The organism is Actinoplanes lutulentus (assembly GCF_003259845.1).
Classification (GTDB): domain Bacteria; phylum Actinomycetota; class Actinomycetes; order Mycobacteriales; family Micromonosporaceae; genus Actinoplanes; species Actinoplanes lutulentus.
This window is the reverse complement of the sequence record NZ_QLMJ01000015.1, coordinates 97,543-120,458: the sequence shown is the minus strand read 5'-3', so window position 1 is coordinate 120,458 and position 22,916 is coordinate 97,543. Positions and strand designations below refer to the sequence as shown.

Here is a 22,916-nt window from a genome sequence, read left to right as displayed (position 1 = left end):
ACCGTAAGCACGAGCCGATCGGAATCGGCTTGTCCTTGTGGTCGTGTGAGAGCGCTTTTGGCGACCGCTGGACGACGCACTACGGTACCGGGTTGGTGGTGCGGCGGCGGGTGGTTTGGCGGCGGATTTTGGCGGTGGTGCCGCAGTCGTCCATGCTGCACCAGCGGCGGCTGTTGTTCTTGCTGGTGTCTACGAACAGGCCCTGGCAGCCGTCGGTGGACGCGCACACCTTTATCCGATCCAGCGGGCCGGTGGTCAGCAGCTTGGCGGCGGAGACCGCGGCGGGCCACCAGGCTCGGTGCAGGTGGTCGGCGGGCAGGTTCCAGACGAAGGTGTCGCCGCGGTGTTCGAGGCGGGCGGTGGCGAGCGCGGCCGCGTACCCCTGCTGGATGAGGGCGAGGTCCGCCGGAGCCGGCGGCGTGCCGGTGTGGCGGCCCGCGAAGATGCGGAAGATCGCTTCGCGCAGGGTGAGGGCGGCGGTGTAGCTCGCCTGCGCGGCCTGCGGCCGCGCGGCGGCGAGGGTGAGCAGGTGGCGGGTCGCGGGTTCGTCGAGCAGGCCGGCGTACGCGGACCAGCGCACCAGATCGGCGTAATCGAACAGGTGTTCCTCGTGGGGTGTGGTGCCACGGGCGTCGACGGTGTTGGCGAAATCCAGGCTTGTGTTGCCGCCGTAGAGCGCGGGGAACCCCATTACTGCTTCCACCAAACTGTGTTTAGGGGGTAGCAGGTGCGGTTTGCTACCGGTAAAAGGAGTTTAGCCCGCATCAGGTTGGGGTCAGAGGAGTTTCTGTTCCAGGGCGGGGTCCAGGCCCACCACCGGGCGGTCGGCGCGTTGCGGGGCCTCGCCCGGTAGCGACGACAGCCAGGTCCAGGTGTCGGTGACGGTGTCCTGGATCGGGCGGCAGCGCAGGCCGGCCGCTCGGGCGCGAGACGTGTCGCCCTGGTGCAGGAACGCGTGCAGGTTGCCCGGTGGTAGCCAGATCGGCAGCTGGGTCCACGGTGCGATGCCGGCGTCCAGGATGGTCTGCGGGTCGGTCCAGCGCAGGTCGGCGTGGCCGCCGGTGACCGCGTTGGCGGTGTCGAGGAGTTCGCCCATGGTGGTGTGGCCGGGTTCGCTGACGACGTCGTAGGGGCCGGTCAGGCCGGCGGCGGCCGCGCCGAGGACGAAGATCGCCAGGTCGCGGGCGTCGACGTACTGCAGCGGGAGGTCGCGGGGGCCGGGTGCCAGGGTGGGGCCGCCGCGTTCGAGGCGGCGCAGCCACCACGGGAGGCGGCCGATGTCTTCGTGCGGGCCGAGGATCAGGCCGGCGCGGGCCAGCAGCAGCGGCCCGCCGAAGCGTTCGGCGGCAATCTCGCCACGGAGTTTGTCGCCCGCGTAGCCGGGGTCGTCGAGGGCGCAGAGCGGGGCGTCCTCGGCGATGGGCGCCGGCTCGGTCTCGTCGAAGTGGTAGACCGAGCGGCTGGAGATGTAGGTGTAGTGGGCGGCATGCCCCGCCAGGACTTCGGCTGCTGCGGCCACCACTTCGGCGTCTGCGGACCACGTGTCGACCACCGCGTCCCAGGAGCCGCCGGTCAGTGCTGACAGGCCCTCCGGAGTGGTGCGATCGCCGGTCAGCAGGTGGGCGCCCGCCACCGGGTCACGCAGGCCTCGGTTGAAGACTGTCACGTCGTGGCCGTGGGCGATCGCCTCGGTGGCGACCGCCCGTCCTACGAAACCGCTGCCGCCCAGGATGAGAATCCGCATGCGCCGAGCCTGCCCGAACAGGCTCGGTTATCGCGACAACATCTGCCGACGGCAGATTCAGCGGGCGGCGCCATCAATCGATCACTGCGGCGGAGTCAGCAGCAGGGACTCGATGGCCTCGACGACCAACGCGTGGTCGTCGGCCTGCGGTAGCCCCGAAACGGTCACTACGCCGATGATGCCAGCGCCGGTTACGCGTACCGGGAAAGCGCCGCCGTGAGCGGCGAAAAGCGCAGGATCGACGCCGAGATCGACCCCCAGGGTCTGGCCTTTGGCGGCCAGGCGGCGGCCTACCAGGAAGCTGGACGCGCCGAAGCGGTAGACGACGCGGACCTTGCGCTCGATCCAGGCGTCGTTGTCGGCGGTGGCGCCGGGCAGGCCCGCGTGGAACAGCTGCTGCTGGCCGTGGCGGATGTCGACGGCGACCGCCAGGTTGCGTTCGGTGGCGAGGTTGACCAGCAGGCAGCCCAGCGCCCACGCGTCGCCTGCGTCGAAGCGGGGGAAGACGAGGCGCTGTTCCTGCTCCTCGATCTGGGCGATCAGGGTGGTGAGGTCGTCGGTCATGCCATGAGTCTGTACTGGTCCCAGCCGAGCTTGACGATCAGGGCCAGCACCACGGTCAGCAGAATGATCCTGACGAAGCCTGCGCCGCGGCGCAGCGCCATCCGCGCGCCGAGCACCGCGCCGGCGATGTTCGCGACGGCCATCCCGGCGCCGAGCAGCCAGGCCACATGCCCGTTGTACGCGAAAACGACAAGCGCGCCGAGGTTCGTGGCCGTGTTGACGATCTTCGCCATCGCGGAGCCGTGCACGAAGTCGGCGCCGATCAGCGTGGTGAACGCGAGCACCAGGAACGTGCCGGTGCCGGGCCCGATCAGCCCGTCGTAGGCGGCGATGCCCCCACCGGCGACCGCGACCGCGAGCCCTCGCCGGATCCGGGTGCGTTTGGTGGCGTCCTCGTGCAAGCCCATCTGCGGGCGCACCGTCACGAACACGGCAACAGCCACGAGCACGATCAACACCACCGGACGGTACGCGCTCGCGGGGATCGCCCCGGCCAGGGCGGCGCCGCAGCCGGCGCAGATCAGGGCGAGTGCGGCCGCCGGGCCGGCCACCACCCAGTCGATCTTCGTCTGGCGGGCGTAGGTGACCGCGGCGGTGCTGGTGCCGCAGATCGCGGCGAGCTTGTTCGTGCCCAGCGCGGTCGCCAGGGGCAGTTGCGGGGCGGCGACGAGCAGGGCGGGCAGCAGCAGGAGCCCGCCACCGCCGACGACCGCGTCGACCCAGCCGGCCGCGGCGGCGGCGATCAGCAGCGTGACGATCACTTGCGGCGGGCCCGCTGCAGCCAGATGCCGAGCCACGCACCGACCACGAAGATCATCGCGCTGCAACAGAGCGCCTTGGTGAACATCCGCTTCCCCCGGTTGGTTAGGGTCGACCCCGTGCGTCTGGCCACCTTCAACCTGTTGCACGGCAGATCTTTGTCCGACGGCACCGTACACGCCGACCGGATCAGCGCTGCCGTCGCCGACCTGGACGCCGACGTGCTGGGCCTGCAGGAGGTGGACCGGGCGCAGCCGCGCAGCGGCAGCCTCGACCTGACCGCCCTGGCCGCGTCGGCGATGGGCGCGACGCATCACCGGTTCGCCGCGGCGGTGGTCGGCACGCCCGGGCAGACCTGGGAGCCGTGGCATTCCGGCGCGGACATCGCGCACCCGCAGTACGGGATTGCGCTGGTCAGCCGCTATCCGGTGTCGCGGTGGCAGATCACCGGGTTGCCGGCGGCGCCGATGCGCTCACCGGTGTACGTGCCCGGCGGCGGGTTGCTGCTGCTGCGTGACGAGCCGCGGGTGCTGCTCGCGGCCGTCGTGGAGACGCCGGACGGGCCGGTGACGGTCGCCACGACGCACCTGTCGTTCGTACCGGGGTGGAATGTGCGGCAGCTGCGCGCGGCAGTGCGCGCGTTACGCGCCCTGCCCGCGCCGCGGGTGCTGCTCGGTGACCTGAACATGCCGGCCGGGCCGGCCCGGGCGTTCACCGGCTGGAAGCCCCTGGCCCGGGCGGCGACGTTCCCCAGCCCGTCACCGCAGACCCAGCTCGATCACGTCCTGGTCGATCCGCGGGGTGCGGCGGCGCTGGGCCGGGTCGTGCAGGTCCGGACGCCGGCCGGGCCGGTCAGTGATCACCGGCCGCTGGTGGTCCGCTTCGACCGCAGGTAGACGTCCTCCAGGCCGTCCTCCGGGTCCCACTGCTCGCCGATCTTGAAGAAGCCGAAGCCGGCGATGGTGGCCTTCGAGCCGGCGTTGTCCGGGCGGATGCTGGCGCGTACCCCGCTGACCCTCTCGTCGGCGTCGACCCGGGCCAGCAGCTCGGTGAGCATCGCGCGGGCGTGGCCGCGGCGCCGGTACGCGGGGTCGACCGAATAGGCGACCTCGACCACACCGTCCTCGTCCGGTGGGCCGTGGAAACCGCCGTGCCCGACGACGATCTCGCCGTCCGTTTCCTGCGCGACGGCCGCGCGGGCGATCCACTCGGCGTTCTCCGGGTTCTTCTCGATGTCGGCGAGACGGATCTCCCAGAGCCAGCGTTCGTCGGCCAGGTACTGGCTCAGCCGGAACCCGGCCTCGGCACTCGCGGCGTCGAGATCCCCGGCGATGAGCGCCTGCAGGGCGGCGGGGGAGAGCTTCACAAAGCGCATTCCGGCATGTTATCCACGACACGGTTCGGTTGTGCACAACTGAATTGGGCACTACTGTTCCGACCATGAAAGCGAGCACGGCCCTGGACGACATGATCTGCTTCCAGCTCTACGCGGCCAGCCGCGGCATGACCGCGCTCTACCGGCCGCTGCTCGAACCGCACCACCTGACCTACCCGCAATACCTGGTGCTGCGCGTGCTCTGGCACGACGGCCCGACCACCGTGCGCGACCTCGGCCACGTCCTGGCCCTGGACAGCGGCACGTTGTCGCCGCTGCTCAAACGCCTTGCCACGCTCGGCTTCGTCGAGCGGACCCGGTCCGCCGACGACGAACGCGTCGTGATCGTGCACACCACCGACGACGGCGCCGCCCTGGAGACCCAGATCGGCGACCTCACCCAGCAGCTCGTCTGCGGCACCGGGCTCGACCTCGACGAGCTCACCCAGCTGCACGCGCTGCTCCACAAGGCACGAACCCCTCGAAAGGACCTCGCATGAGCGCCATCTACACCGCCTCGGCCACCGCCTCCGGCGACGGACGTAACGGTCACGTCCGCTCCAGCGACGGCGTTCTCGACTTCGACCTCGCCATCCCCAAGGAGATGGGCGGCCCCGGCGGCGCCCTGACCAACCCCGAGCAGCTGTTCGCCGCCGGTTACGCGGCCTGTTTCCACAGCGCGCTCAAGCGGGTCGCCAGCACCCAGAAGATCACCCTGGTGGACACCGCGATCACCGTGGACGTCGGCATCGGCCAGCTGCCCACCGGCGGCTTCGGCCTGAACGTGGTCATCGAGGCCGAGCTGCCCGGCCTGGACGAGACCACCGCGCGTGGGGTCCTGGACGCGGCTCACCAGCTGTGCCCGTACTCCAACGCCACCCGTGGCAACGTCGAGGTCGTGCTCAACCTCGCCTGAGCCTTTGCCGGGTCGTGTCCTTTGTGCTTGAGGACGCGGCCCGGCTTTTTTACTGTGTGAGCCCGGCTTTTTACTGTGTGAGCCGGCTTTTACTGTGTGACCACGGACAGCCGGAGCACCACGGCGCCGGTGGCCACATCCTGCGACCGGATCGCCACCAGGTGTGCCGGGGCGACCTCCATGTCGAATCCCCCGTCCGGCGCCGTCTCGGTCGCCTCGACGAGCAGGGTGTCGGTGTCGACCAGGACGCGGTCGATGCCCACGGCGCATCCGGTGGTCGGGCGGCGGCCGATCGCCACCAGCACAACGGCCTCGGTGCTCAGGTCGACGGCCGGCTCCGGGATCAGCAGCGGTTCACCGGCGGCGGTGCAGTGGCCGCTGGTCAGGATCCGCCAATACGCGGTGAAGGTAGCGGCGTCCCGGATCAGGAACACGCCCTGCGGGCCGTCGTCGATCTGCCCGGAGGAGCCGCGGAACAGCGTCCGGAACTGGAGTGCCGACATCGCGGCAGCGTAACGCGTCCCGGCTTCACCCACTGGCCCGTCATTCGCTGCTCGGCGGCTATTTCGTGGGTTGCTTCGTCGCGACAGTGACGGGGGTGGACTCTGCGCGGGGGCTTGCGGGCCGCCGGCCGGCCTGACTCGCCGAATCCTCACGGAGGGTGATCCTTCGGCAAGGGGCGCGGCCCGATCTTGGAGTTCGGTGGGTGCTCTGACCCCCATAGGACTCCACAAACCCGGAACTCTCCACCATCGTGGTGGCAGCGCGTCACCACAGCGCCCGCGGACTACCCGCAAACGCCAGGCCGCGACGGCAGCCGGCCGAAACTCGTGAGTTTGTGGTGGACGGGACGGCCGAACCACACAAGATCCGTCTGAACAACGCCTCGGAGCGCCCCGGCCGGCCGGCGGTTGCCCCCGCGCGGCCAGGAGATGCGGGCGGTCTCGGCTTAACGCCGCGGTCGCCACCCTGGACAGCCGGGGACCGTGGCGTTAAGCCGAGACCGCGGCACACGGTGGGGCGGTGAGGGAGCGGTTGGCGCGAGAGGCGCGCTGCGGCCGGGACGTGGGCAGGCGGGTCGCGGGGGACTCTTGAGAGCGCGATTGGTGCGGTTGGCCGGGCCCGGTTACGCGTACCTACTGATTTAAAGCGGCCTGGACCAGCGCTAAGGCCTGGTCGGACGGGATGCCGAGCGCGCGGGTCTGTGCGGCGTAAGCCGCGGCGGCTTGTTGCGCCAAGCGGGAGGTGCCCGCGGCGCGGGAGGTGAGCACCGTGCCGGCGCGGCCCCGGGTCTCGACCAGGCCGGCGTGCTCGAGTTCGCGGTAGGCGCGGGCGACGGTGTTCGCGGCCAGGCCCAGATCGGTGGCGAGCTGGCGGACCGGCGGCAGTTTCGTGCCGGCCGCGAGCTCCCCGGCCGCCGCCAGAGCGGCGATGCTCAGGCGCACCTGCTCGTACGGCGGGACCGGGGAGTCCTGGTCGATGGTGATGTTCATCAGAGCAGTCTGGGGGGTGTGTTGCCGACTGCGGTGATGGCCCGCCGCAGCGGGACGAACGCGAGGAGCACGCCGCCGACCACGAAGAAGATCATCAGGGAGATGATGCCGGCGCGGTAGCTGTTGGTCAGCTGGAAGATCAGGCCGAAGAACAGCGGGCCGAGCCAGCTGGTGCCCTTGTCGGAAATCTCGTAGAAGCCGTAGTACTCGCCTTCGCGGCCTTCCGGGATGAGCTGGGAGAACAGGCTGCGCGACAGCGCCTGGCTGCCGCCCATGACCAGACCGATGCCGGCGCCGAGCAGCATGAACGGCAGCGGTTCGCCCTCCGGCAGCCAATAGGCGGCGGTGACCACGACCAGCCACAGCGCCAGGCTCAGCAGGATCGTCTTCCGCGCGCCGATCTTGGTGGCGAGGGCGCCGAGCAGCAGCGCGCCGCCGAACGCCAGGAACTGCACGATCAGGATCGTGATGATCAGCGTGGACTGGTCGAGCTTGAGTTCCTCGGTGCCGAACTGGCTGGCCAGGGCGATCACGGTCTGGATGCCGTCGTTGTAGATCAGATACGCGCCGAGGAAGAACAACGTCAGCGGGTAGGCGCGCATCGCCTTGATCGTGTGACCGAGCTGCTTGAACCCGTCGGTCAGGACGTTGCCACGCTTCTCGCCGGTCGCTTGCGCTCCCGGGTGCTCCTTCAACCAGAGCAAGGGTACGAGGGTGAAGGCCGCCCACCACACACCGGCGGACACGATCGACCAGCGGGCCAGGTCCAGAGTGCGCTGCGGGTTGCCGTCCTCGGACAGCATCGTCACCGCGACCAGGTTCAGCATCAGCAGCACACCGCCGCCGAGGTAGCCGATCGCCCAGCCCCGGCTGGAGATCTTGTCGCGTTCATCCGGGCCGGCCAGCTGCGGCAGGAACGAGTTGTAGACCACGATCGCAGCGCCGAACGAGATGTTCGCGATCAGGAACAGCAGGCCGCCGAGCAGGTAACGGTCCCCGGTGACGAACCCGATGCCGATCGTCGCGGCGGCACCGGTGAACGCGGCGCCGGCCAGCAGCGGCTTCTTGCGCGGGGCGCGGTCGGCGATCGCACCCATCACCGGCAGCACGAACACGGTGAGAAGAACGGACAGGCTCACCAGGTACGCGTAGTAGGAGCCGGCGGCCACCGGGATGCCGAACGGGCGGACCGTGCCGTCGCAGTCGTCGGCGTCGATCGCGCAGCCGGCCGCGAGTTCGGTGACCGTGGTCAGGAACGGCCCCAGGAACACGGTGATGACCGTGGTGGAGAACGCCGAGTTCGCCCAGTCGTAGAAGTACCAGCCGGTACGTTCGCGCCTACCCGCTGCGGCGATGGTCGGTGTATCGGTCACGTGCGCTCCCCGGCGTTGATTTGTGCGCGCACATGATGTCACCTACCGGGCGTCATGGGGAGATGTGGATCACTGTTCATCCGGAGTCCACCAGCGGGCCAGGGCGGCCGTTGCCGGGTCATCGCTGTCGGCCAGGGCGGTCCAGTCGGCGGGGCCGCTGGTGTGGGCGTACGCGGCGAGTTCGTCCGGGGTGACCGGGTCCTCCTGGGCGGTGAAGCCGGTGGTGTCGGGGCTGCCCAGGGTGGTGGTGTCGATCCAGGGGAAGCCGTCGACGGGTTCGGGCAGGTCGCCGATGTCGAGGGTGGGCGGGAAGAGGTCTTCTGCCAGGGTGACGACCGGCTCGTCGATTTCGGGAATGTCCGGAATCTCCGGCGGGGTGTGCTCTTCTTCGAAGTGGTGGTGGTCCTCTGCCTCGAAGGCTTGATGATCAATTTCGTGGTGCAGGTCGTCCGGCACGTCGGGGACGTCGTGGTGATCGTCGAAGTCGAAATCGCCCCAGTGGTCGGTCATCGCATGCTCTCCCGGTCTTCGTCGATCGGCGTAGGTGTCAAAGCCCGGGCCCGCAGCAGCGCCTCGTCGGCCTGCCGCAGCCGGGCGGCGGCCGCATCGCGTTCCCGCTGCGCCGCCGCTCGTCGTTTCGCGCGTCCGGCGGCGTCCTCGGCGGCCGCCGCGTCGATCTCGGCGATCTGCGCGTCGATCTCGCGCAGCCGCCGCTCGATGGTGTCGTCGAGGGCCACCGACAGCGAGTACTGCAGGTCGGTGAACCGCTGGCTGATCTCGTCGGTCAGCGCCGCCCGCGCCTCGGCGAGCACGTCACGCAGCCAGGTCTGTGCCTGCCGGCGGTCGTTGTGGACCTTTCGGCGGTACAGCACATAGCCGCCGGCGGCCAGGCCCAAACCGATCCCGGCGAACGGCAGCAGCAGCCCGCCCGCGCCGCCGAGCGCCGCGATCCCGAGTGCCGCACCGCGGCCGGCGACCAGGGCGATACCGCCGGCGGACAACGCGATCAGCACGTTGTCGCTGGTCCCGCCGCGCGGCGGAACGGTCGACACGGCGTGCCGCAGGCTGATCGTGGCCCGGTCGGTGTCGACCAGGATCTGCTCGGCGATCTGCCGGGAGGTGTCCTCCAGGCGTTCGGAGACGTCCGCGGCGATCGCCTGCAGCCGGGTGTCGACCTCCTCGGGCAGAGCGTCGGTGCCGGCTTTGTCGATGCGTTCGGACAGCTCGTGCTGGATCTCACCGATGCGGGTACGCAGATGCCCGACCGTGCCGACCCGGGCCCGCTGGATCTCGGTGGCCAGCCGCAACGTGGCCTGCCGCGACTCGGTGCGTTTACGGGCGGCCAGGGCGTTACGGTCGGCGCGGGCCGCCGCCTGCCCGGCCGCATCCGTGGTGGCCGCGCGCAGCCGGGCCTCGGCGTTGTCCTGCATCCGGGCCAGGTCGCCGCGGGCGGCGCGCAGCACGTTGGACAGCCGCAGCTGATGGCCACGCCCGGCCAGCTCGATCAGGGCGAGCTGCAGGCCTTCGATCCGGGACTCGGTTTTCAGCTGTTCCTCGCCGCTTGCCAGGGCCAGCTCGGCCAGCCGTGACGACACCGGGAACCACGGGGCGGTGGCGAACCGCGGCGCGTGGGCCTGCAGCAGCTCCCGGTTGTCGGCGGCGATGGTCCGCCACTGCCCGAACGCGTCGATCTTGGTGAGGGCGAAGACGACGGCGTCGACCCGTTCGGTCGCGGCGGCCAGGAAGTCGAGTTCGGGTTTCGACAGCGGCGCGGACGCGTCGGCGACGAACAGCAGGGCGGTGGCGCGGCGTACCGCGGCCAGGGCGATCGTGGCGTGCGCCGGGTCCAGCCCGCCGGCGCCGGGGGTGTCGAGCAGGCTCAGATAACGCAGCAGCGGCGCCGGATGGGTGACCTCGATGCGGCGGGCCCGTTGCCGGCCGGTGGCCCACTCGGACAGGTCGGTGATCGCGATCTCCGCGCCGTCCGGGAGCCAGGCCGTCGCCCGATAGTCGTCGCCCGGCACGAAGTCGATGTACGCCGCCGTGGCCACGGCCGCGTCCACCGGGGACAGGCCGGGGACGCCGAGCAGGGCGTTGATCAGGGAGCTCTTGCCGCGTTTGGTTTCGCCGACGACGACCACGCTGGGGCGTACCAGATGGGCGCGGCGCAGCTCGGCCAGGTCGGCGGCGGCGTCCGGGTCGGCGGTGCGCAGGTAGGCGAGGGTGTCGCGCACGGCGGTGTCGAGGACGACGGTCAGATCTTGCATGTCTTCACCTCGTTGGCTACCAGATGAAAACCACGGGAGGCGACGTGAGCCAGTCGCGCCTGGGCCGGTCCGGCGCCGTCGACCGCGTAGGCACGCCAGCGGCCGGCCGCCGCGATCGCCGCTGTCTGCAACTCGCTCGCGTCCGCGTCCGGCAGGCCGAGAATCACCCGGGGATCGTCGGAGGTGGCCAGCCTGATCAGCTCCTGTTCCCAGGGCTGCGGCAGCGGCACGGTGCCGGTGGCGGCGCGCTGGGCGGCATCGAGCAGCCGCAGCCGGTGATAGGCCGGGTCACGCAGCGCGGACTCCAGGGCGTCGCGCACCGTCGCCCGGTCGCGGGGGTCGGCGGTGAACCCGGCGAGGTGGTGCAGCCGGGTCAGCGCCCAGCCGGCTTTGATCGCGTCGCAGCGCCACCGGAACGTCCGGTCGACGGTGTCGCGCAGCCGGGCGAACCCGGACGCCGCGTACAGCCGCCGGACCAGCTCACCGGTGCCCAGGCGCGGGTCGGCGGCGAGCTGGGCGCAGGCGAAGCCGATCCCGTACAGATCCAGGCGGGTCAGCAGCCGCTCGCGCGCACTCGCGCTGATCGGCGCCGGCCGGCTGCGGAACAGGTCGGCGGAGGCGAGCAGCAGCGTCAGCGACGCGGCCGGGAGCGCGGCCAGCTGGGCGAGCGCGTCACGGTCCGCGGCCGTCAACCGGCCGGCCTCGGCGGTCTCGGCCAGCAGGGCGGCCACCGGCACGACATCGCCGACGGTACGCGCGAGAAGCCCCGCCTGCTGTACGGCCAGGGGTCCGGCGACCGGCCACGGGTCCCCGGCGCCGCCGACGAGGGTGTCGGCCTTGCCGAGCACCCCGATCGCGTTGATCGGGCTGGTCGCCAGGCGGGCCGACGCGGTGTGGAACGACTCCAGGGCGGCGCGGTCGTCGGCGCGTACCGCCTGGGTGAAGACGTAGACGACGGCTTCAGCGGCGGTCACCTCACCGGCCGAGTCGGGGTCGATGCCGACGGCCTGCTCGGCGCGTTCGCTGCTGGCCACATCGGTGGACGCGAGGCCCGGGGTGTCGACGACGGTGAGATCGCGCAGCCGGTCGGAGGTGAGCGTCACATCGACGTACGCGATCCGGGCGGCCGGCACCCCGAGGCGGGCCGGGACCATGCCGTCCTCGTCGAGCGGCAGGCTGCGCCGGTCACCGTCACGGGTGACGACATCGATGCGGTCGGCGGGCCCGTAACGGAACCGGGTGACCACGCGCGTGCACTCACCCGCCGCTGTAGGGGCCACTCGACGACCGATCAGGGCGTTGACTAGTGTCGACTTTCCGGCTTTCAGGCGACCGGCAATGGCCACCCGTAACGGATCGTTAAGACGGTTTCCGATCTGTCGTACCTGGCCACCAGCATCGGAGGACATTTTCGTGACGATCTCGTGACAGAGAGTCGCGACGCCGGTGGTGAGAGGTCCGGTCACCACGACTCGTCAGCCGGCCGCACCGTCGGCGACAATGGCAGGACCGGGGCTGTCACCGTCACGAAAGGCCTTTCATCGCAGCACCGGCAGGACCGACCGCCTGCCTGCATGACAGCCTACGGACCCCGGTGGCGGACCCGGGATCCCGAGTTCGTGCCAGTGACGGTGGTGTTGATGATGGGATCGACGGCGTAAAGGGGGAGCGCAGGTGACGGACGAGCCAGAGGTGGCCGCCCGTACCGTTCTGCGCCAGGGGCCGGCGCTGGTCGTACTCACCGGGCCGCCCGGCTCCGGCCGCAGCACCCTGCTTCGCAAGATCGCCTCCAGCGTGCCCGGCCCCGCCCACGTCGGCGGCGGCCTCGCCATGCTCGCCGAAGTCCCCGCCCTCGCCCTGTCCCGCGCGGTCCGTGCCCGGCTGCCCGGCGACGACGTGCACCTGCTCGCCGAAGCGGTGCGATCCCGGGTCCGCGGCGGCCTGCTCGTCATCGACGACCTGCAGCACGCCGACCCGGCGACCCTGGCCGCGCTGCCGCTGCTGGCCCGCAGCATCCGGGTGCTGGTGGCGCTGCGTACCCCGCACCGGCTCGCTGCTTCGTCGTCCGCGGCGTTGCGCGAGGCCGCGACGGCCTGGATCTCCGTGCCGCCACTCGATGCGGCGGCGGCCGGCGCACTGGCCCGCTCCACCGCCGCCGGGCTGGACGAGCCGGCGCTCGCCGCGGTCCTCGCCCGGGCCGGCGGCAACCCCTTGGCGATCATCGCGCTGGCCCGGCAGGCTGCCGCCGGTCGCGCTCCCGTCGGCGAGGACATCGACCAGGTTGCGTACGCCATCGCGACCGCCCTCGCCGACCTGCCCCGCGCCGCCCGGACCGCCCTGGCCGCGCTGGGGCTGCTCGGCCGCCCGGCCCGCGCCGAACTGCTCGGCACCGGCGCCGCGGATCTGCTCGCCGCCGGCCTGGTCACCGCCGAGCCCGGCGGGTCACTGCTGCCGGTGTCGGCGTACGTCGCCGAGACCGCGGCCGGCCTGCTCGACGACGCCGCCCGGATCGAGCTGCACGCCCGGCTCGCCGAACTGACCCCACCGGCCGAAGCGGCCCGGCACCTCGCGGCCGCCGGTGACTTCGCCGGGGCCTACCGCCGCGCCCTGTCCGCGGCCGACCGCGCCGCCGGTGGCGAACGCGCGGCCCTGCTGCTGTTCGCCAGCGGTCTGGATGTGCCGGTGGACCCCCGGGTCCGGATCGCCGCCGCCGACGCCGCGCTTGCCGCCGGCCGGCCCCTGGACGCCGCCGCCGTGCTGGAGCCGCTGGCGCTGGTACCACCGTCGGCGACGACCCTGGCCCTGGAGGCCGCCGTGTTGCGCGGCGAGGCGCTGCTGCAGGCCGGCGACCCGGTGGCGGCCGCTGACGTGGTGCGCCCGGTACCGGACACGGCAGCCGTGCCGGTGGTGGCCGCCCGCGACCGGGTGCTGCTGCTGGCCGGGCTGGCACTGGAACCGATGGCGGCGCTCGAACTCGCCGACAAGATCGCCATCCGCCACCCGAAACCCCTGGCCGGCATCGCGGCGGCACTGGCGGCGGTACAGGCGACTCACCGGTTGACGGGCTGGGAGAGGGCGCTGTCCGAGGCCGCTTTCGGCGTCCCGGAGGCCGCTTCTGGCTCTGGTTCTGCGCAGGCCGGTGTCTCGCAGGTCGCTTTCGGCGTCCCTGGGGCCGGTGGCCCAGAGGCTGTTGTCCCGAAGGCCGCTTCTGGCTCTGCGAAGGCGGGTGTCTCGCGGGCCGCTTCTGGCGCTCCGGAGGCGGCAGGGGCCGTGGTGGACGGCCAGCGTGGGCGGCACCGCAGTGCGGAGCCCCGCGTGGTGCCCGCCGTTCCCACCGCTCCCACCGCTCCCGCCGGGGATCCGCTGATTACCCGGTGGAGCGCCTGGCTGCTCGTCGAACACCTCGCCGCCGACGGCCGGCTGTTGGAGTCGGCACAAGCTGCTACCAGGGCTGCTGAGACGGCGGGGGAGGCGCTTGCCTATGGCTGGCAGACCCGCTTCCTCGCGGCGGCCGACTGGGCGTTGGCTCTGCACGGCCACCACCTGGGGTTGACCCCCGCCGGAGCGGCCGCGGCCGCGGCACCGGCCCGTCCGGTGTCCGGGCAGCCGGATTTCGGGGCGCTCGTGCCCGCAGGCCCACCGGCCCACGAAGGCATACCGCCCCATGACGCGGTGCCGCCGGACGGCTCCGGGTCGCTGGACGGCTCCGGGTCGCTCGATGGGTCCGGGCCGCTTGATGGGTCCGGGCCGGAGCCCGCCGCTCCCGCGGCATCCGCCGAATCGGGGTCGCCGCTGGCCGAGGAGGTCTCGTTGCCGGGACAGGCCGTTCCCGGCTCTGGACCGGCGCACGCCTCGGCTGCGGGCGCTGCCGCTGACCCCGCCGCTGACCCCGCCGCTGGCTCTGCCGCCGGCTCTGGGCGGGCAGGTCTGGGCTCGGCGCGGCCGGAGGATCTGGTCTCCGTGCCGGCCGCTGCTGGCTCCTCTCCGGGGCTGTCGGGGGCGCTGCCGGACGAGCGCCTGGACTGGGACGGTGCTGAAGGCGTGCTGCGGCGGGCCGCGAACCTCACCGACCGGGCCGTTCCTGATGAAGCTCTCGGTTATGCCATCGCCGCCACCGCTCTCATCGAAGCCGACACCGGACTGCTCGCCGCCGCCCGGGGACGCCTCGGCCGGGCGGCACCGCACCCGGCCGCTGACTGGGTGGCCCGGGAGGCGGCCTGGCTGGACGGGCAACCGGACCGCACGGATCCGCCGGCCGGCACCGTCCCGGCCGGGCTGCTCGCCGGGTTGCACGCCATCACCGGGCAGTGGGCGGCGCATGACCTGGGCGTACCCGGGTCGGCGCAGATTCCGGTCGGCCTGCCCGGGGCCGCCCGGCGCACCCTCACCGCCTGGGTTCTCGGCAGCGGGTTCGCCGCCGCGGCCGACGGGTGGCGGCCGGTCGCGTTACGTGAGCAGATCCGGTGCCTGATCGCCGCCGGGCTGACCGAGACCGACCGGGACCGGGCGGTCACCGCACTGCTGGAAGCCGAACAGCTCGCCGACCGGGCCGGGCTGACCGTGCTCGCCGGCCGGGCCCGCCGCGGCCTGCGCCGCCACCAGATCCACCGCGACACCCGCAGCCCCCGCTCGCACGGCCGGCTCACCCAGCGCGAGATCGACGTGCTCCAGCTCGTCGCCGCCGGTGAACCGACCCGCCGCATCGCCGGGCAGCTGGGCATCTCCGCCGAGACCGTCGACACCCACATCCGCGCGAGCATGCGCAAACTCGGCGCCCGCACCCGCACCGAGGCCGCCGCCGTCGCCTTCACCGCGCCGGACGCACGGCCCGAACCCTTCGAGACCAGCGAGGATGGCCGGTGACCCCACAGACCGACGCTCCACGCCACGTAGTCGCGACCTCGGCCGAGGCCGACACGGTCCTACGCCGCTTGGCCCGTGAGGGATGGACGGTGCGCTCCGGTTTCGCCCTGCCCGACCCGTCGTGGGATGTCGGCAACGCCCGCCTGGTCCTGCACGGCCGCATCGGCGACGACGACCTCGAATCGGCGCGGCTGGCGGTGCTGGCGTCGGCCCGCGGCGCCGGTGTCGTCGCGATCTGCGACGCCGAGTCCTCCGCCGGGCGTGCCCTGGTCGACGACCTGACCCGGCTCGGCCCGGTCAACCAGAGCGCCGACAGCAGCGGCGACGTGATCGCCACCCTGATCCCCGAACAACGCGCCCTGCTGGACCGGCTCGCCTCCGGCGACACGATCGCCGCCGCGGCGGCCGCCGAGTTCCTCTCGCTGCGCACCGCCAACCGGCGCATCGCCGAGGCCCGCCAGCTCTTCGGTGTCCGGACCACCCGTGAGGCGGTCCTCGCGTATCTGCGGCAACGCCAGCGCCAGCCGGAGTAGGTCAGCGCCTCACGCGGCCGAACAGGAAATACGCCACCGGGATCACCCCGGCTGAGTTGACCAGGGTGGCGGTGGCCCACACCCATTTCGGGCCGCGGACCTGCTCGGCCGGTCGGCGCTTGAGGTCGACCGCCATCGCCGTTTTCAGCGCGGTCTCCACCAGGCCGACCACGACGATCGTGCGCCGCTGGGACGCGCTCAGATCGCTCCAACGCCTCGCCATCACTGCACCCCATATCGTCGAGGGCCGTCAGGGACAAGGTACCCGCCATCACCGTCATGCCCACGACGCTAAACCCGGCCCCAGGGGACGACTCAAGGCCGGACTCGCGGAAAAACACATCTCTGACCGGAGTCAGAGAACCGGCGTTAGCATCACCGGTATGGAGGCCGACCAGATCGAACGGGTCCGTGACTTCAACCGCTACTACACCGGCCGGCTCGGCCTGCTCACCGACAACTACCTCGGCCAGGACCGCCCGCTCGGCCAGGCCCGGCTGCTGTTCGAGATCGGCGACGGCTGCGACCTGCGGGACCTGCGCGCCCGCCTCGCTCTGGACTCCGGATATCTGAGCCGGCTGCTGCGCGGCCTGGAGGACCAGGGCCTGGTCACCGTCGACGTGCACCCCGGCGACGGCCGGGTCCGGGTGGCCCGGCTCACCGACGCGGGACACCGGGAACGTGCCGAGCTCGACGACCGCTCCCGGGACCGCATCGCCGGGCTGCTGCACGGCCTCACCCGCGACCAGCGCGACCAGCTGATCGCCGCGCAGAACCAGGTACGCCGGCTGCTGCGGCTGGCCACGGTCGGCATCGAGCACGTCCCGGCCGCCGCCGAACCCGCCCGTGACTGCCTGCGCCGGTACGCGGCCGAACTCGACGACCGATTCCCGGAAGGCTACGACGCGGCCAATCTGACCCCGCCCGCCGAGATGACCGGTGAGCAGCTGCTCGCGTACGAGGACGGCCGACCGGTCGGCTGCGGGCTCTGGACCCACCTGGAGACCGACGTCGCCGAGATCCGCCACCTGTGGATCGCCCCGGAAGCCCGCGGGCTCGGCCTGGGCCGGCTGCTGCTGCAGCACCTGGAGGACGGCGCGTCCACCGACGGCGTCACCACGGTACGGCTCGGCACCCACACCGCCCTGACCGAGGCGATCAGCCTGTACCGGCGCAGCGGCTACCACGAGATCGCGAACTACAGCGAGTCGCCGTACAACCAGCTCGCCTTCGAAAAAGCCCTCTGAACAGCCCTTTGAAAAGCCCCTCTGAGAACGAGGAAAAGCCCTCTGACAGGCACGGAACAGCGCTGCCCGGCACCACGGTCCGACCTTTGTGCGTACCGTAATGGGGTTTTGTTCCTTAATTGTCCCGGAGGTCTGGATGCGCAGAAGCCTGACCCTCACTCTGCTGGCGGCGGTAGCCGCCGCGGGGTGCAGCTCCACCGATGAGGCCGCGTCCACTCCCGAGGAGCCGGTGTCCAGCAGCGCCGCCGCGGTGACGACGATCAAGGCGCTCGACAACGCCGGCACCGGGCCGGGCGGCGCCAACAGTGCCGTGGTCGCCACCGCCGTCATCGACATGCTCGCGATGCTCGGCGCCGGCCAGCGCGCCGAGGTCGTCCACGACATCACCGACGACCGGGGACGACAGACCTGGTCCGACCACGCGGCCGCGCAGGTGCCGCGGGAGGGGATCGCGTACGACGAGCTCAGCGGTGTGCAACGCGCCGCCGTCATGGTGGTGCTCGACGCGGCGCTCAGCGACGACGGGTACGGCCAGGTCACCGCCACGATGCCGGCCGACGCGCACCTGGCGGTGTACGGGACACCGTCGGCCACCGAACCGTTCGTCATCCAGCTCGGCGGCAGCCACCTGGCGCGCAACCTCACCTACCACGGCGACCAGGTCAGCATGACGCCCAGCCTGACCGGCACCGACAGCATCGGGGCGAAAGCGGCCCAGCAGGTCTACAACGCGCTCAGCGACCAGGAGAAGATCGCCGCGCAGCTGTCCAGCGGCGTCTCCGACGACCTGGTGAAAGGGCCCGGCCAGGACGACACCGACTACCCGGCCGCCGAAGGGCTGCTGGTCTCCGAGCTCAGCGACGCCGTCCAGTCGAAGGTCACCGCCCTGATCGCCGCACACACCGGCGACCTCGACAAAGCGGCTGGCGACAAGCTGCTCGCCGCATACCGCAGCGAGTATGCAGAGACCCGGGTGGCGTGGACCGACTCCTACCTGCGTGTCGACGGCCCCCGCGTGTGGATCGAAGTCCTCGGCGACGTCAGCATCTTCCGCGACAAGGCCAACGATTACGGCAGCAGCTGACGCGGCCTGACCCGGGACATGTCATGCGGCCGGCTGTGGTCGATCACCTTCGGCATCCCCATCTCGTCGGCCCGCAGCGGCGCCAGGGTCTCGTCGATCGCCGTCATGATCAGCCGGGTGGCCCGCATGGCCCGGGCACCCCCGGTCTCCGGTCCGGTCCCGCTTTCCGCGGACAGATCTATCGGTACGCCGAACCGGACCCGCACCACCGGACGGCGCAGCATCGCCGTGACCACGGCCCGGCCCAGCCGTTTCGGAGCTTCGTACGGGATGGCGGCGTGCGTACCCCACTGCGCGACCGGCAGCACCGGCGCGTTCGCCGCCGCCGCCATCCGTGCCACCCCGGTCTTGCCCCGCTCCGGCCACATCATCGGATCCAGACCGATGCGGCCCTCCGGGTAGACCAGCACCATCGCGTTCTCACCGAGGGCCTTCGCCGCGTCGGTCAGCGCGTCCGCCGCGCGCGTGGTGTTGCGGTCGACCCGGATGTGCCCGCACCGCCGCATGATCGCACCGACCAGCGGGGCCCGGAACACGCCACCGGTCGCCATGAACCGCGGCGTGATCCCGACCCGATGGCAGGCGGCGGCGAGCACCGCCGGGTCGAACGGGCTGACGTGGTTGGCCGCCAGGATCACCGGACCGCGACGCAGCTGCTCCGGCACGTCGCCGGAGACTTCGAGCCGGCACAGCGGCGCCACGACATAGGGGGAGATGGCGAGCAGGAACCGCCAGATGCGCGGCGCCTGCCAGGAGTCGGTCGCGTCCATGAGGCGGTCATGATGCCATGCCTGTGCCCGCTCGCGCGTCGGCGCTCGCCGGGTCGCCTGTCTCGGTGTCGAACAGCGCCTCTATCGTCACCGCGACCACCGACGCCTCCCGGGCCTCCACGGTCGAGCGGCCCGCCCCGTGCACCAGCGTCGCCCGGTAGCGCCCGCTCGCGTGCGAGACCCGCCAGCCCGGCAACACGGCCCGCAGCACCTCACACGCCAGCCTCGGCTCCACCGGCCACGACCGCCTCCGCGACACGACTGCCACCCTCCTGAGTCCCTCTGCTCTTTTCATCGAGCGACCCGGGCATCAAGAGACGGCCGTCAACGAGCTTTTATCCTCACTGGGACAGCTCGGCCAGCCGGGCCTCCACCTCCGCCAGCTCGGCCCGCAACCGCTCCGCCTGGGCCTGCGCCTCGCTGCGCTCCGCCGTCATGATGTGCTCGACGGCCTCCTGAACCCCCGGCATGTCGATCAGCGACACCATCTTCAGCGCCTCCGCCGGGCGGATCACATAGGGACGGGCCAGCACCTTCGCCCCCTGGGCGGCGGCCACGGTCCACTCGCCGTCCCCGTACGCCAAGGTGACCGTGAGCGAAGGGCCTGGCTTGCTCTTCGCGGGTTTCGCCGCCGCCTTACGCGGAGCCGGAGCGGTCACCTCAGTTACCTCCTTGACCGGTGTGCGTGGAGCGGGCACCGGCTTGTCGATCAGGAACTCCGGGCCGGACAACGGCGGCTCCTCCACCGCGGGCGGCGGTGCCACCTTTTTCACCGGCACCGCACCCCGCGGCGCGATCTGCAGATCACCGGGGGAGAAGGGCAGCTCATCACGGCCGAACTTCACCACCACGAACTCGTCGGACGACCGATCGTTCAACGCCACCACCTGACCGAGCTGCCCGGCTATCTGCCCGGCCGACTCGGTGAACTGCACCTTGGGCTTACGCCCCGCCGCCAGCGCGGCCTCGATGCCTGTCAGATCTTCCGCGCTCAGCGCCGCCATCCCCAACCACCTTCGTACGCCTGTATGAGAAGCGGTCCCTTTCTACCAGCAGCCACCGACAACTTCCGGCAACCACACCGGGAAGATCATCTAAATGGGGACCGAGCCGTTATGCAGTACTCCCGGCCCGCCGGATCCCGCAACGTCGTCCAGTCCCGCGGAACCCGCCGCACCACCGCCGCGCCCAGCGCCACATGACGCGCCGCCTCCGCGCCCACATCGTCACACGCCAGATCCACATGCACCCCGGCCTCGCCACCGCCGGTCCGCTGCACCAGAAGCTGCAACGGCATCCGCGCCGGCGGCAATAAGAAGGTGAACTCGGGAAGGCTCGACGCCCGCCGCTCCCACCCCGTCACCTGCGACCAGAACACCAGCTCCCGGGCATAGAACGCCGCCGGTACATCCAGACACAACTGATCCACGATGCTCGACTGCGGACCGTCCCAGCGCCGCGGCAGCGTCAGCTCACGCTCGTACTCCCACGCCACCAGGCAGAACACGATTCCCGAGGGGGAGCGCATGACCACCAGGTCATCCTGCGTGCCGACCACCACGGCACCCAGCTCCGCCACCTCCCTCGACGACCGGAAAGGATCATCGACGTGGAGATCCAGATGCGCCCGCGCCGGCTCCTCACCCACCACCTGCAACCGCAGATAGGCGTCACCCTTCTCCGGCACCACCGTCACGAAATGCCCCCGCCGCGGCGACAACCCCGACCCCGTCACCGCCAGCCAGAACCGCTCCGCCACCGGCGCCGACTCCGCCGGCGTGTCCAGGAAACCCGTCACCCACCGCACGATCACGCCGGCACCCGCCCGGTCCGCAACGCGAACGCCACATCAGCACGCCCGAACCCCTCGGCGAGCGCCGCCGCCCGCTCCCAGTCGTACGCCACCTGCCGGAACTCGACCTCCCACACCCCGGAGGCGTCATCCACGACCGCGTACCGGGCATGCGGCGAACCCGCCTCCATCCGATGATCGAACGGCTCGTCGTCCTCATACGCCGGCCACCCCACACTGCCCGGATTCACGATCAACGGGCCACCGGGCAACCGCACCGAACCCGCCAGATGCGTATGCCCGCACAACAGCAGCTGATAAGCGGACACGTCACCCAGACGCTGCGCCACCTCCTGCTCGGTGGCATCACGCGCACCCGAGCCCGGATCCACGCTGTGCAGCAGATACTGCAGGTCATCGGTCGGCGTCCCGTGAAAAGCCAGCACACCCGGCACCGGCGACAACGTCGTCGGCAACGACGCCATCCACTCCCGATGCCGCTCGGTGATCAACTCGCCGGTCACCCGGTCCGCCATCCCCATCTTCTCCACCGAGAACGTCAGCACCTGCCGCTCATGGTTACCCGCCACCGTCGCCAGACCGGCCTCGATCAGCCGATCCGCCGTCTGCGCCGCCAGCACATAACCCGACAGCAGATCACCACAGTTGACCGTCAGATCGACACCATCGGCCTCGATCGCGGCCAGCACCGCGTCCAGCGCCGGCAGATTGCCATGGACATCCGAGAGAACCGCGATACGCATCCGATCATTCTCATTAATCCGTGGCCCCGCGACTACCCGCCGTCTAAAGTCGCGCCCCAGGAGCACCGGCGGCCTGCGCCCCTTTCTACCGCAAACTCGGCTCCACCCCACCGGCGAACTCAGCGACGGCGAAACCGTCGCCGCCCGCCTCCTCAGCTGATCACCTCGGCACCGGGCAACACCAGCGGCGCCCACTCAGGCGCACCCGCGAGCCCATGCTTCGGATCCACCCCCACGAACCGCCCACCCGGCACCTGAGTCTCGGTATGCCGCGCCTGCCAATCCACCGTCGACCGCCACCGGATCCGCTCCTCGCACAACCAGGTCCGACGATCAAAACTCACAATGGTCGAATGCCCGTGAACCTGAGAGAAGGGCAACCGCTCAAGCCCGCCCAGCCACGACGGATAGATCTGCCCCGCCTCCGCCCACAGCGGCCCCTCATAACTGAACAACAACGGCTCCGGACGCGTGTTCAGCAACGCCGCCGCCGTCCCCGCCGTCACCGGCGCACCCAGGTCCCGCCACGCATCCCGCGACAAGCCGGCATGCGTGATCAGCAGCTCCTCACCGTCAGCGGTGCGCACCGCCACCGCCACCCGCATCCACTCCCGCAACCACCACGACCGCAACAAACCAGCCTCGGCCTCACCCAGCGGCTCAGGCCAGAAAGACTCCCCACCCACATAGGGCGCCTCATGATTCCCGATCAGCTGAACCCACCGGCGCCGATCACCCTCAAGCCGCTCCCGGACAAACGCCAGCACCCCCGCGCTGTCCGGTCCCCGATCAACAAGATCACCCACCTGGACCACCACCGTCCCAGGCTCCGCCACCAGCGGCCCGACAACCCGCTTGAGCTGCTCAGAACACCCACCCACATCCCCGACGACAACCACCGTCACGAGCCCCACCTCCCCGGCTCCCGACCATAGCCACCCCTGACGAAACCCCGTTGCTCGCCGCCGGCTGGGCGGTTGCCCAGCAACACTTGGGTACGCGTAACCGACCATCACCCGCGAGCCAGCAAAAATGGACCATGTGGAGGAAGACGGCACTCCCCATCAGCCACGAAAGTGGATCTTATGAGTGACGCTTACGACTCCACCTCCCTGGACTGGCAAGGCGAGGTGCACCACACCGAAACCCACACCATCGACGACGGCACCAGCACCGAACGCGACACCTACGGCGGCAGCGCCACCATCGACTACCCCGACTCATGGGCGTCCGGCGACGACGACAGCTCAGTGTCGGTCAGCGGCGACGTGTTCCAGGAGGACCGCACCAGCATCAGCGACGGCACCTCCACCGAGACGTCGACCTGGGGCACCGAAGGCTCCGTGGACTACTGAAGCTCCGTGGACTACTG

The 22,916-nt window shown here is 71.2% G+C and carries 26 protein-coding genes; 8 read left to right on the top strand and 18 right to left on the bottom strand.

Annotation, left to right across the window (positions count from 1 at the left end; all coding sequences use genetic code 11):
* Window positions 1-79: 79 nt before the first annotated feature.
* The 4 genes from B0I29_RS28785 to B0I29_RS28770 all read right to left on the bottom strand — a co-directional run bounded on the left by B0I29_RS28785 (window position 80) and on the right by B0I29_RS28770 (window position 3,069).
* Window positions 80-703 (bottom strand): CGNR zinc finger domain-containing protein, encoded by a 624-nt coding sequence (locus tag B0I29_RS28785; RefSeq protein WP_146616913.1) that lies wholly within the window; start codon window positions 701-703, stop codon window positions 80-82.
* 72 nt (window positions 704-775) lie between these two features.
* Window positions 776-1,744 carry an NAD-dependent epimerase/dehydratase family protein gene (locus tag B0I29_RS28780; RefSeq protein WP_111652237.1) on the bottom strand — a complete coding sequence of 323 codons (969 nt, stop codon included), beginning with the start codon at window positions 1,742-1,744 and terminating at the stop codon, window positions 776-778.
* A gap of 81 nt (window positions 1,745-1,825) precedes the next feature.
* A complete protein-coding gene (locus B0I29_RS28775; RefSeq protein ID WP_111652236.1) occupies window positions 1,826-2,308 on the bottom strand; it encodes a heme-degrading domain-containing protein in 483 nt (160 codons plus the stop codon).
* Window positions 2,305-3,069 (bottom strand): sulfite exporter TauE/SafE family protein, encoded by a 765-nt coding sequence (locus tag B0I29_RS28770; RefSeq protein WP_111652235.1) that lies wholly within the window; start codon window positions 3,067-3,069, stop codon window positions 2,305-2,307. The genes B0I29_RS28775 and B0I29_RS28770 overlap by 4 nt, the downstream gene beginning before the upstream one ends.
* A gap of 117 nt (window positions 3,070-3,186) precedes the next feature.
* Between B0I29_RS28770 and B0I29_RS28765 the strand changes: the two genes are divergently transcribed.
* The gene (locus B0I29_RS28765) at window positions 3,187-3,963 is read left to right on the top strand and encodes an endonuclease/exonuclease/phosphatase family protein (RefSeq protein WP_111652234.1); all 777 of its coding nucleotides are present in this window, start codon (window positions 3,187-3,189) and stop codon (window positions 3,961-3,963) included.
* Here the strand turns inward: B0I29_RS28765 and B0I29_RS28760 are convergent.
* Window positions 3,927-4,442, bottom strand: coding sequence for a GNAT family N-acetyltransferase (locus B0I29_RS28760; RefSeq protein WP_111652233.1), 516 nt, complete (start codon window positions 4,440-4,442; stop codon window positions 3,927-3,929). The two genes, B0I29_RS28765 and B0I29_RS28760, sit on opposite strands and share 37 nt — an antisense overlap.
* Before the next feature lie 65 nt (window positions 4,443-4,507).
* Between B0I29_RS28760 and B0I29_RS28755 the strand changes: the two genes are divergently transcribed.
* Both B0I29_RS28755 and B0I29_RS28750 read left to right on the top strand, forming a co-directional pair.
* Window positions 4,508-4,942 (top strand): MarR family winged helix-turn-helix transcriptional regulator, encoded by a 435-nt coding sequence (locus B0I29_RS28755; RefSeq protein WP_111652232.1) that lies wholly within the window; start codon window positions 4,508-4,510, stop codon window positions 4,940-4,942.
* The gene (locus B0I29_RS28750) at window positions 4,939-5,358 is read left to right on the top strand and encodes an organic hydroperoxide resistance protein (RefSeq protein WP_111652231.1); all 420 of its coding nucleotides are present in this window, start codon (window positions 4,939-4,941) and stop codon (window positions 5,356-5,358) included. The genes B0I29_RS28755 and B0I29_RS28750 overlap by 4 nt, the downstream gene beginning before the upstream one ends.
* An 89-nt stretch (window positions 5,359-5,447) precedes the next feature.
* On the opposite strand, the gene B0I29_RS28745 is transcribed toward B0I29_RS28750, so the two are convergent.
* The 6 genes from B0I29_RS28745 to B0I29_RS28720 form a co-directional block, all read right to left on the bottom strand.
* Complete coding sequence (locus tag B0I29_RS28745) at window positions 5,448-5,861, bottom strand: protease complex subunit PrcB family protein (RefSeq protein ID WP_146616912.1); 414 nt, start codon at window positions 5,859-5,861, stop codon at window positions 5,448-5,450.
* Between the two features lie 633 nt (window positions 5,862-6,494).
* On the bottom strand, window positions 6,495-6,851 hold the full coding sequence (locus tag B0I29_RS28740; protein ID WP_111652229.1) for a GntR family transcriptional regulator: 357 nt from the start codon (window positions 6,849-6,851) through the stop codon (window positions 6,495-6,497).
* A complete protein-coding gene (locus B0I29_RS28735) occupies window positions 6,851-8,224 on the bottom strand; it encodes an MFS transporter (protein WP_111652228.1) in 1,374 nt (457 codons plus the stop codon). The genes B0I29_RS28740 and B0I29_RS28735 overlap by 1 nt, the downstream gene beginning before the upstream one ends.
* 69 nt (window positions 8,225-8,293) lie before the next feature.
* A complete protein-coding gene (locus tag B0I29_RS28730; protein ID WP_111652227.1) occupies window positions 8,294-8,734 on the bottom strand; it encodes a hypothetical protein in 441 nt (146 codons plus the stop codon).
* Window positions 8,731-10,491, bottom strand: coding sequence for a dynamin family protein (locus tag B0I29_RS28725; RefSeq protein ID WP_111652226.1), 1,761 nt, complete (start codon window positions 10,489-10,491; stop codon window positions 8,731-8,733). Before B0I29_RS28725 ends, B0I29_RS28730 begins: the two co-directional genes overlap by 4 nt.
* Window positions 10,479-11,900 carry a dynamin family protein gene (locus B0I29_RS28720; protein ID WP_221403097.1) on the bottom strand — a complete coding sequence of 474 codons (1,422 nt, stop codon included), beginning with the start codon at window positions 11,898-11,900 and terminating at the stop codon, window positions 10,479-10,481. The genes B0I29_RS28725 and B0I29_RS28720 overlap by 13 nt, the downstream gene beginning before the upstream one ends.
* A gap of 265 nt (window positions 11,901-12,165) precedes the next feature.
* Here B0I29_RS28720 and B0I29_RS28715 point away from each other — a divergent pair, with 265 nt between their 5' ends.
* Together B0I29_RS28715 and B0I29_RS28710 are read left to right on the top strand one after the other, a co-directional pair.
* The gene (locus tag B0I29_RS28715) at window positions 12,166-15,354 is read left to right on the top strand and encodes a helix-turn-helix transcriptional regulator (RefSeq protein WP_111652224.1); all 3,189 of its coding nucleotides are present in this window, start codon (window positions 12,166-12,168) and stop codon (window positions 15,352-15,354) included.
* Window positions 15,351-15,887: a LuxR family transcriptional regulator gene (locus tag B0I29_RS28710; RefSeq protein ID WP_111652223.1), complete on the top strand. Its 537-nt coding sequence runs from the start codon at window positions 15,351-15,353 to the stop codon at window positions 15,885-15,887. The genes B0I29_RS28715 and B0I29_RS28710 overlap by 4 nt, the downstream gene beginning before the upstream one ends.
* Before the next feature lies 1 nt (window position 15,888).
* Here B0I29_RS28710 and B0I29_RS28705 read toward each other — a convergent pair whose 3' ends face one another.
* Complete coding sequence (locus B0I29_RS28705) at window positions 15,889-16,110, bottom strand: hypothetical protein (RefSeq protein WP_181558014.1); 222 nt, start codon at window positions 16,108-16,110, stop codon at window positions 15,889-15,891.
* Between the two features lie 160 nt (window positions 16,111-16,270).
* Here B0I29_RS28705 and B0I29_RS28700 point away from each other — a divergent pair, with 160 nt between their 5' ends.
* Both B0I29_RS28700 and B0I29_RS28695 read left to right on the top strand, forming a co-directional pair.
* Window positions 16,271-17,134 carry a bifunctional helix-turn-helix transcriptional regulator/GNAT family N-acetyltransferase gene (locus B0I29_RS28700; RefSeq protein ID WP_111652221.1) on the top strand — a complete coding sequence of 288 codons (864 nt, stop codon included), beginning with the start codon at window positions 16,271-16,273 and terminating at the stop codon, window positions 17,132-17,134.
* Between the two features lie 136 nt (window positions 17,135-17,270).
* Window positions 17,271-18,218, top strand: coding sequence for a DUF3500 domain-containing protein (locus B0I29_RS28695; protein ID WP_181558013.1), 948 nt, complete (start codon window positions 17,271-17,273; stop codon window positions 18,216-18,218).
* On the opposite strand, the gene B0I29_RS28690 is transcribed toward B0I29_RS28695, so the two are convergent.
* The 6 genes from B0I29_RS28690 to B0I29_RS28665 all read right to left on the bottom strand — a co-directional run bounded on the left by B0I29_RS28690 (window position 18,203) and on the right by B0I29_RS28665 (window position 22,443).
* Window positions 18,203-18,988 carry a lysophospholipid acyltransferase family protein gene (locus tag B0I29_RS28690; protein ID WP_111652219.1) on the bottom strand — a complete coding sequence of 262 codons (786 nt, stop codon included), beginning with the start codon at window positions 18,986-18,988 and terminating at the stop codon, window positions 18,203-18,205. The genes B0I29_RS28695 and B0I29_RS28690 overlap by 16 nt on opposite strands.
* Window positions 18,989-18,995: 7 nt before the next feature.
* Entirely contained in the window at window positions 18,996-19,247 is a 252-nt protein-coding gene (locus B0I29_RS28685) for a hypothetical protein (protein WP_111652218.1), read from the bottom strand.
* A gap of 82 nt (window positions 19,248-19,329) precedes the next feature.
* The gene (locus B0I29_RS28680; RefSeq protein ID WP_111652217.1) at window positions 19,330-19,992 is read right to left on the bottom strand and encodes a hypothetical protein; all 663 of its coding nucleotides are present in this window, start codon (window positions 19,990-19,992) and stop codon (window positions 19,330-19,332) included.
* Window positions 19,993-20,078: 86 nt separating this feature from the next.
* Window positions 20,079-20,801, bottom strand: coding sequence for a VOC family protein (locus B0I29_RS28675; protein WP_111652216.1), 723 nt, complete (start codon window positions 20,799-20,801; stop codon window positions 20,079-20,081).
* Window positions 20,798-21,544, bottom strand: coding sequence for a metallophosphoesterase family protein (locus tag B0I29_RS28670; RefSeq protein WP_111652215.1), 747 nt, complete (start codon window positions 21,542-21,544; stop codon window positions 20,798-20,800). Before B0I29_RS28670 ends, B0I29_RS28675 begins: the two co-directional genes overlap by 4 nt.
* A gap of 152 nt (window positions 21,545-21,696) precedes the next feature.
* A complete protein-coding gene (locus tag B0I29_RS28665) occupies window positions 21,697-22,443 on the bottom strand; it encodes a metallophosphoesterase (protein WP_281270917.1) in 747 nt (248 codons plus the stop codon).
* 186 nt (window positions 22,444-22,629) lie between these two features.
* On the opposite strand from B0I29_RS28665, the gene B0I29_RS28660 reads away from it, so the two are divergent.
* Window positions 22,630-22,899 (top strand): hypothetical protein, encoded by a 270-nt coding sequence (locus B0I29_RS28660; protein ID WP_111652214.1) that lies wholly within the window; start codon window positions 22,630-22,632, stop codon window positions 22,897-22,899.
* Window positions 22,900-22,916: the final 17 nt, after the last annotated feature.

Excerpts from the sequence above, each read along its gene's own strand:
- B0I29_RS28780 (WP_111652237.1), bottom strand. The coding sequence starts at position 1,744 with ATGCGGATTCTCATCCTGGGCGGCAGCGGTTTCGTAGGACGGGCGGTC.
- B0I29_RS28775 (WP_111652236.1), bottom strand. The coding sequence starts at position 2,308 with ATGACCGACGACCTCACCACCCTGATCGCCCAGATCGAGGAGCAGGAA.
- B0I29_RS28760 (WP_111652233.1), bottom strand. The coding sequence starts at position 4,442 with ATGCGCTTTGTGAAGCTCTCCCCCGCCGCCCTGCAGGCGCTCATCGCC.
- B0I29_RS28755 (WP_111652232.1), top strand. The coding sequence starts at position 4,508 with ATGAAAGCGAGCACGGCCCTGGACGACATGATCTGCTTCCAGCTCTAC.
- B0I29_RS28750 (WP_111652231.1), top strand. The coding sequence starts at position 4,939 with ATGAGCGCCATCTACACCGCCTCGGCCACCGCCTCCGGCGACGGACGT.
- B0I29_RS28745 (WP_146616912.1), bottom strand. The coding sequence starts at position 5,861 with ATGTCGGCACTCCAGTTCCGGACGCTGTTCCGCGGCTCCTCCGGGCAG.
- B0I29_RS28740 (WP_111652229.1), bottom strand. The coding sequence starts at position 6,851 with ATGAACATCACCATCGACCAGGACTCCCCGGTCCCGCCGTACGAGCAG.
- B0I29_RS28730 (WP_111652227.1), bottom strand. The coding sequence starts at position 8,734 with ATGACCGACCACTGGGGCGATTTCGACTTCGACGATCACCACGACGTC.
- B0I29_RS28725 (WP_111652226.1), bottom strand. The coding sequence starts at position 10,491 with ATGCAAGATCTGACCGTCGTCCTCGACACCGCCGTGCGCGACACCCTC.
- B0I29_RS28720 (WP_221403097.1), bottom strand. The coding sequence starts at position 11,900 with ATGTCCTCCGATGCTGGTGGCCAGGTACGACAGATCGGAAACCGTCTT.
- B0I29_RS28705 (WP_181558014.1), bottom strand. The coding sequence starts at position 16,110 with ATGGCGAGGCGTTGGAGCGATCTGAGCGCGTCCCAGCGGCGCACGATC.
- B0I29_RS28700 (WP_111652221.1), top strand. The coding sequence starts at position 16,271 with ATGGAGGCCGACCAGATCGAACGGGTCCGTGACTTCAACCGCTACTAC.
- B0I29_RS28695 (WP_181558013.1), top strand. The coding sequence starts at position 17,271 with ATGCGCAGAAGCCTGACCCTCACTCTGCTGGCGGCGGTAGCCGCCGCG.
- B0I29_RS28690 (WP_111652219.1), bottom strand. The coding sequence starts at position 18,988 with ATGGACGCGACCGACTCCTGGCAGGCGCCGCGCATCTGGCGGTTCCTG.
- B0I29_RS28680 (WP_111652217.1), bottom strand. The coding sequence starts at position 19,992 with ATGGCGGCGCTGAGCGCGGAAGATCTGACAGGCATCGAGGCCGCGCTG.
- B0I29_RS28670 (WP_111652215.1), bottom strand. The coding sequence starts at position 21,544 with ATGCGTATCGCGGTTCTCTCGGATGTCCATGGCAATCTGCCGGCGCTG.
- B0I29_RS28660 (WP_111652214.1), top strand. The coding sequence starts at position 22,630 with ATGAGTGACGCTTACGACTCCACCTCCCTGGACTGGCAAGGCGAGGTG.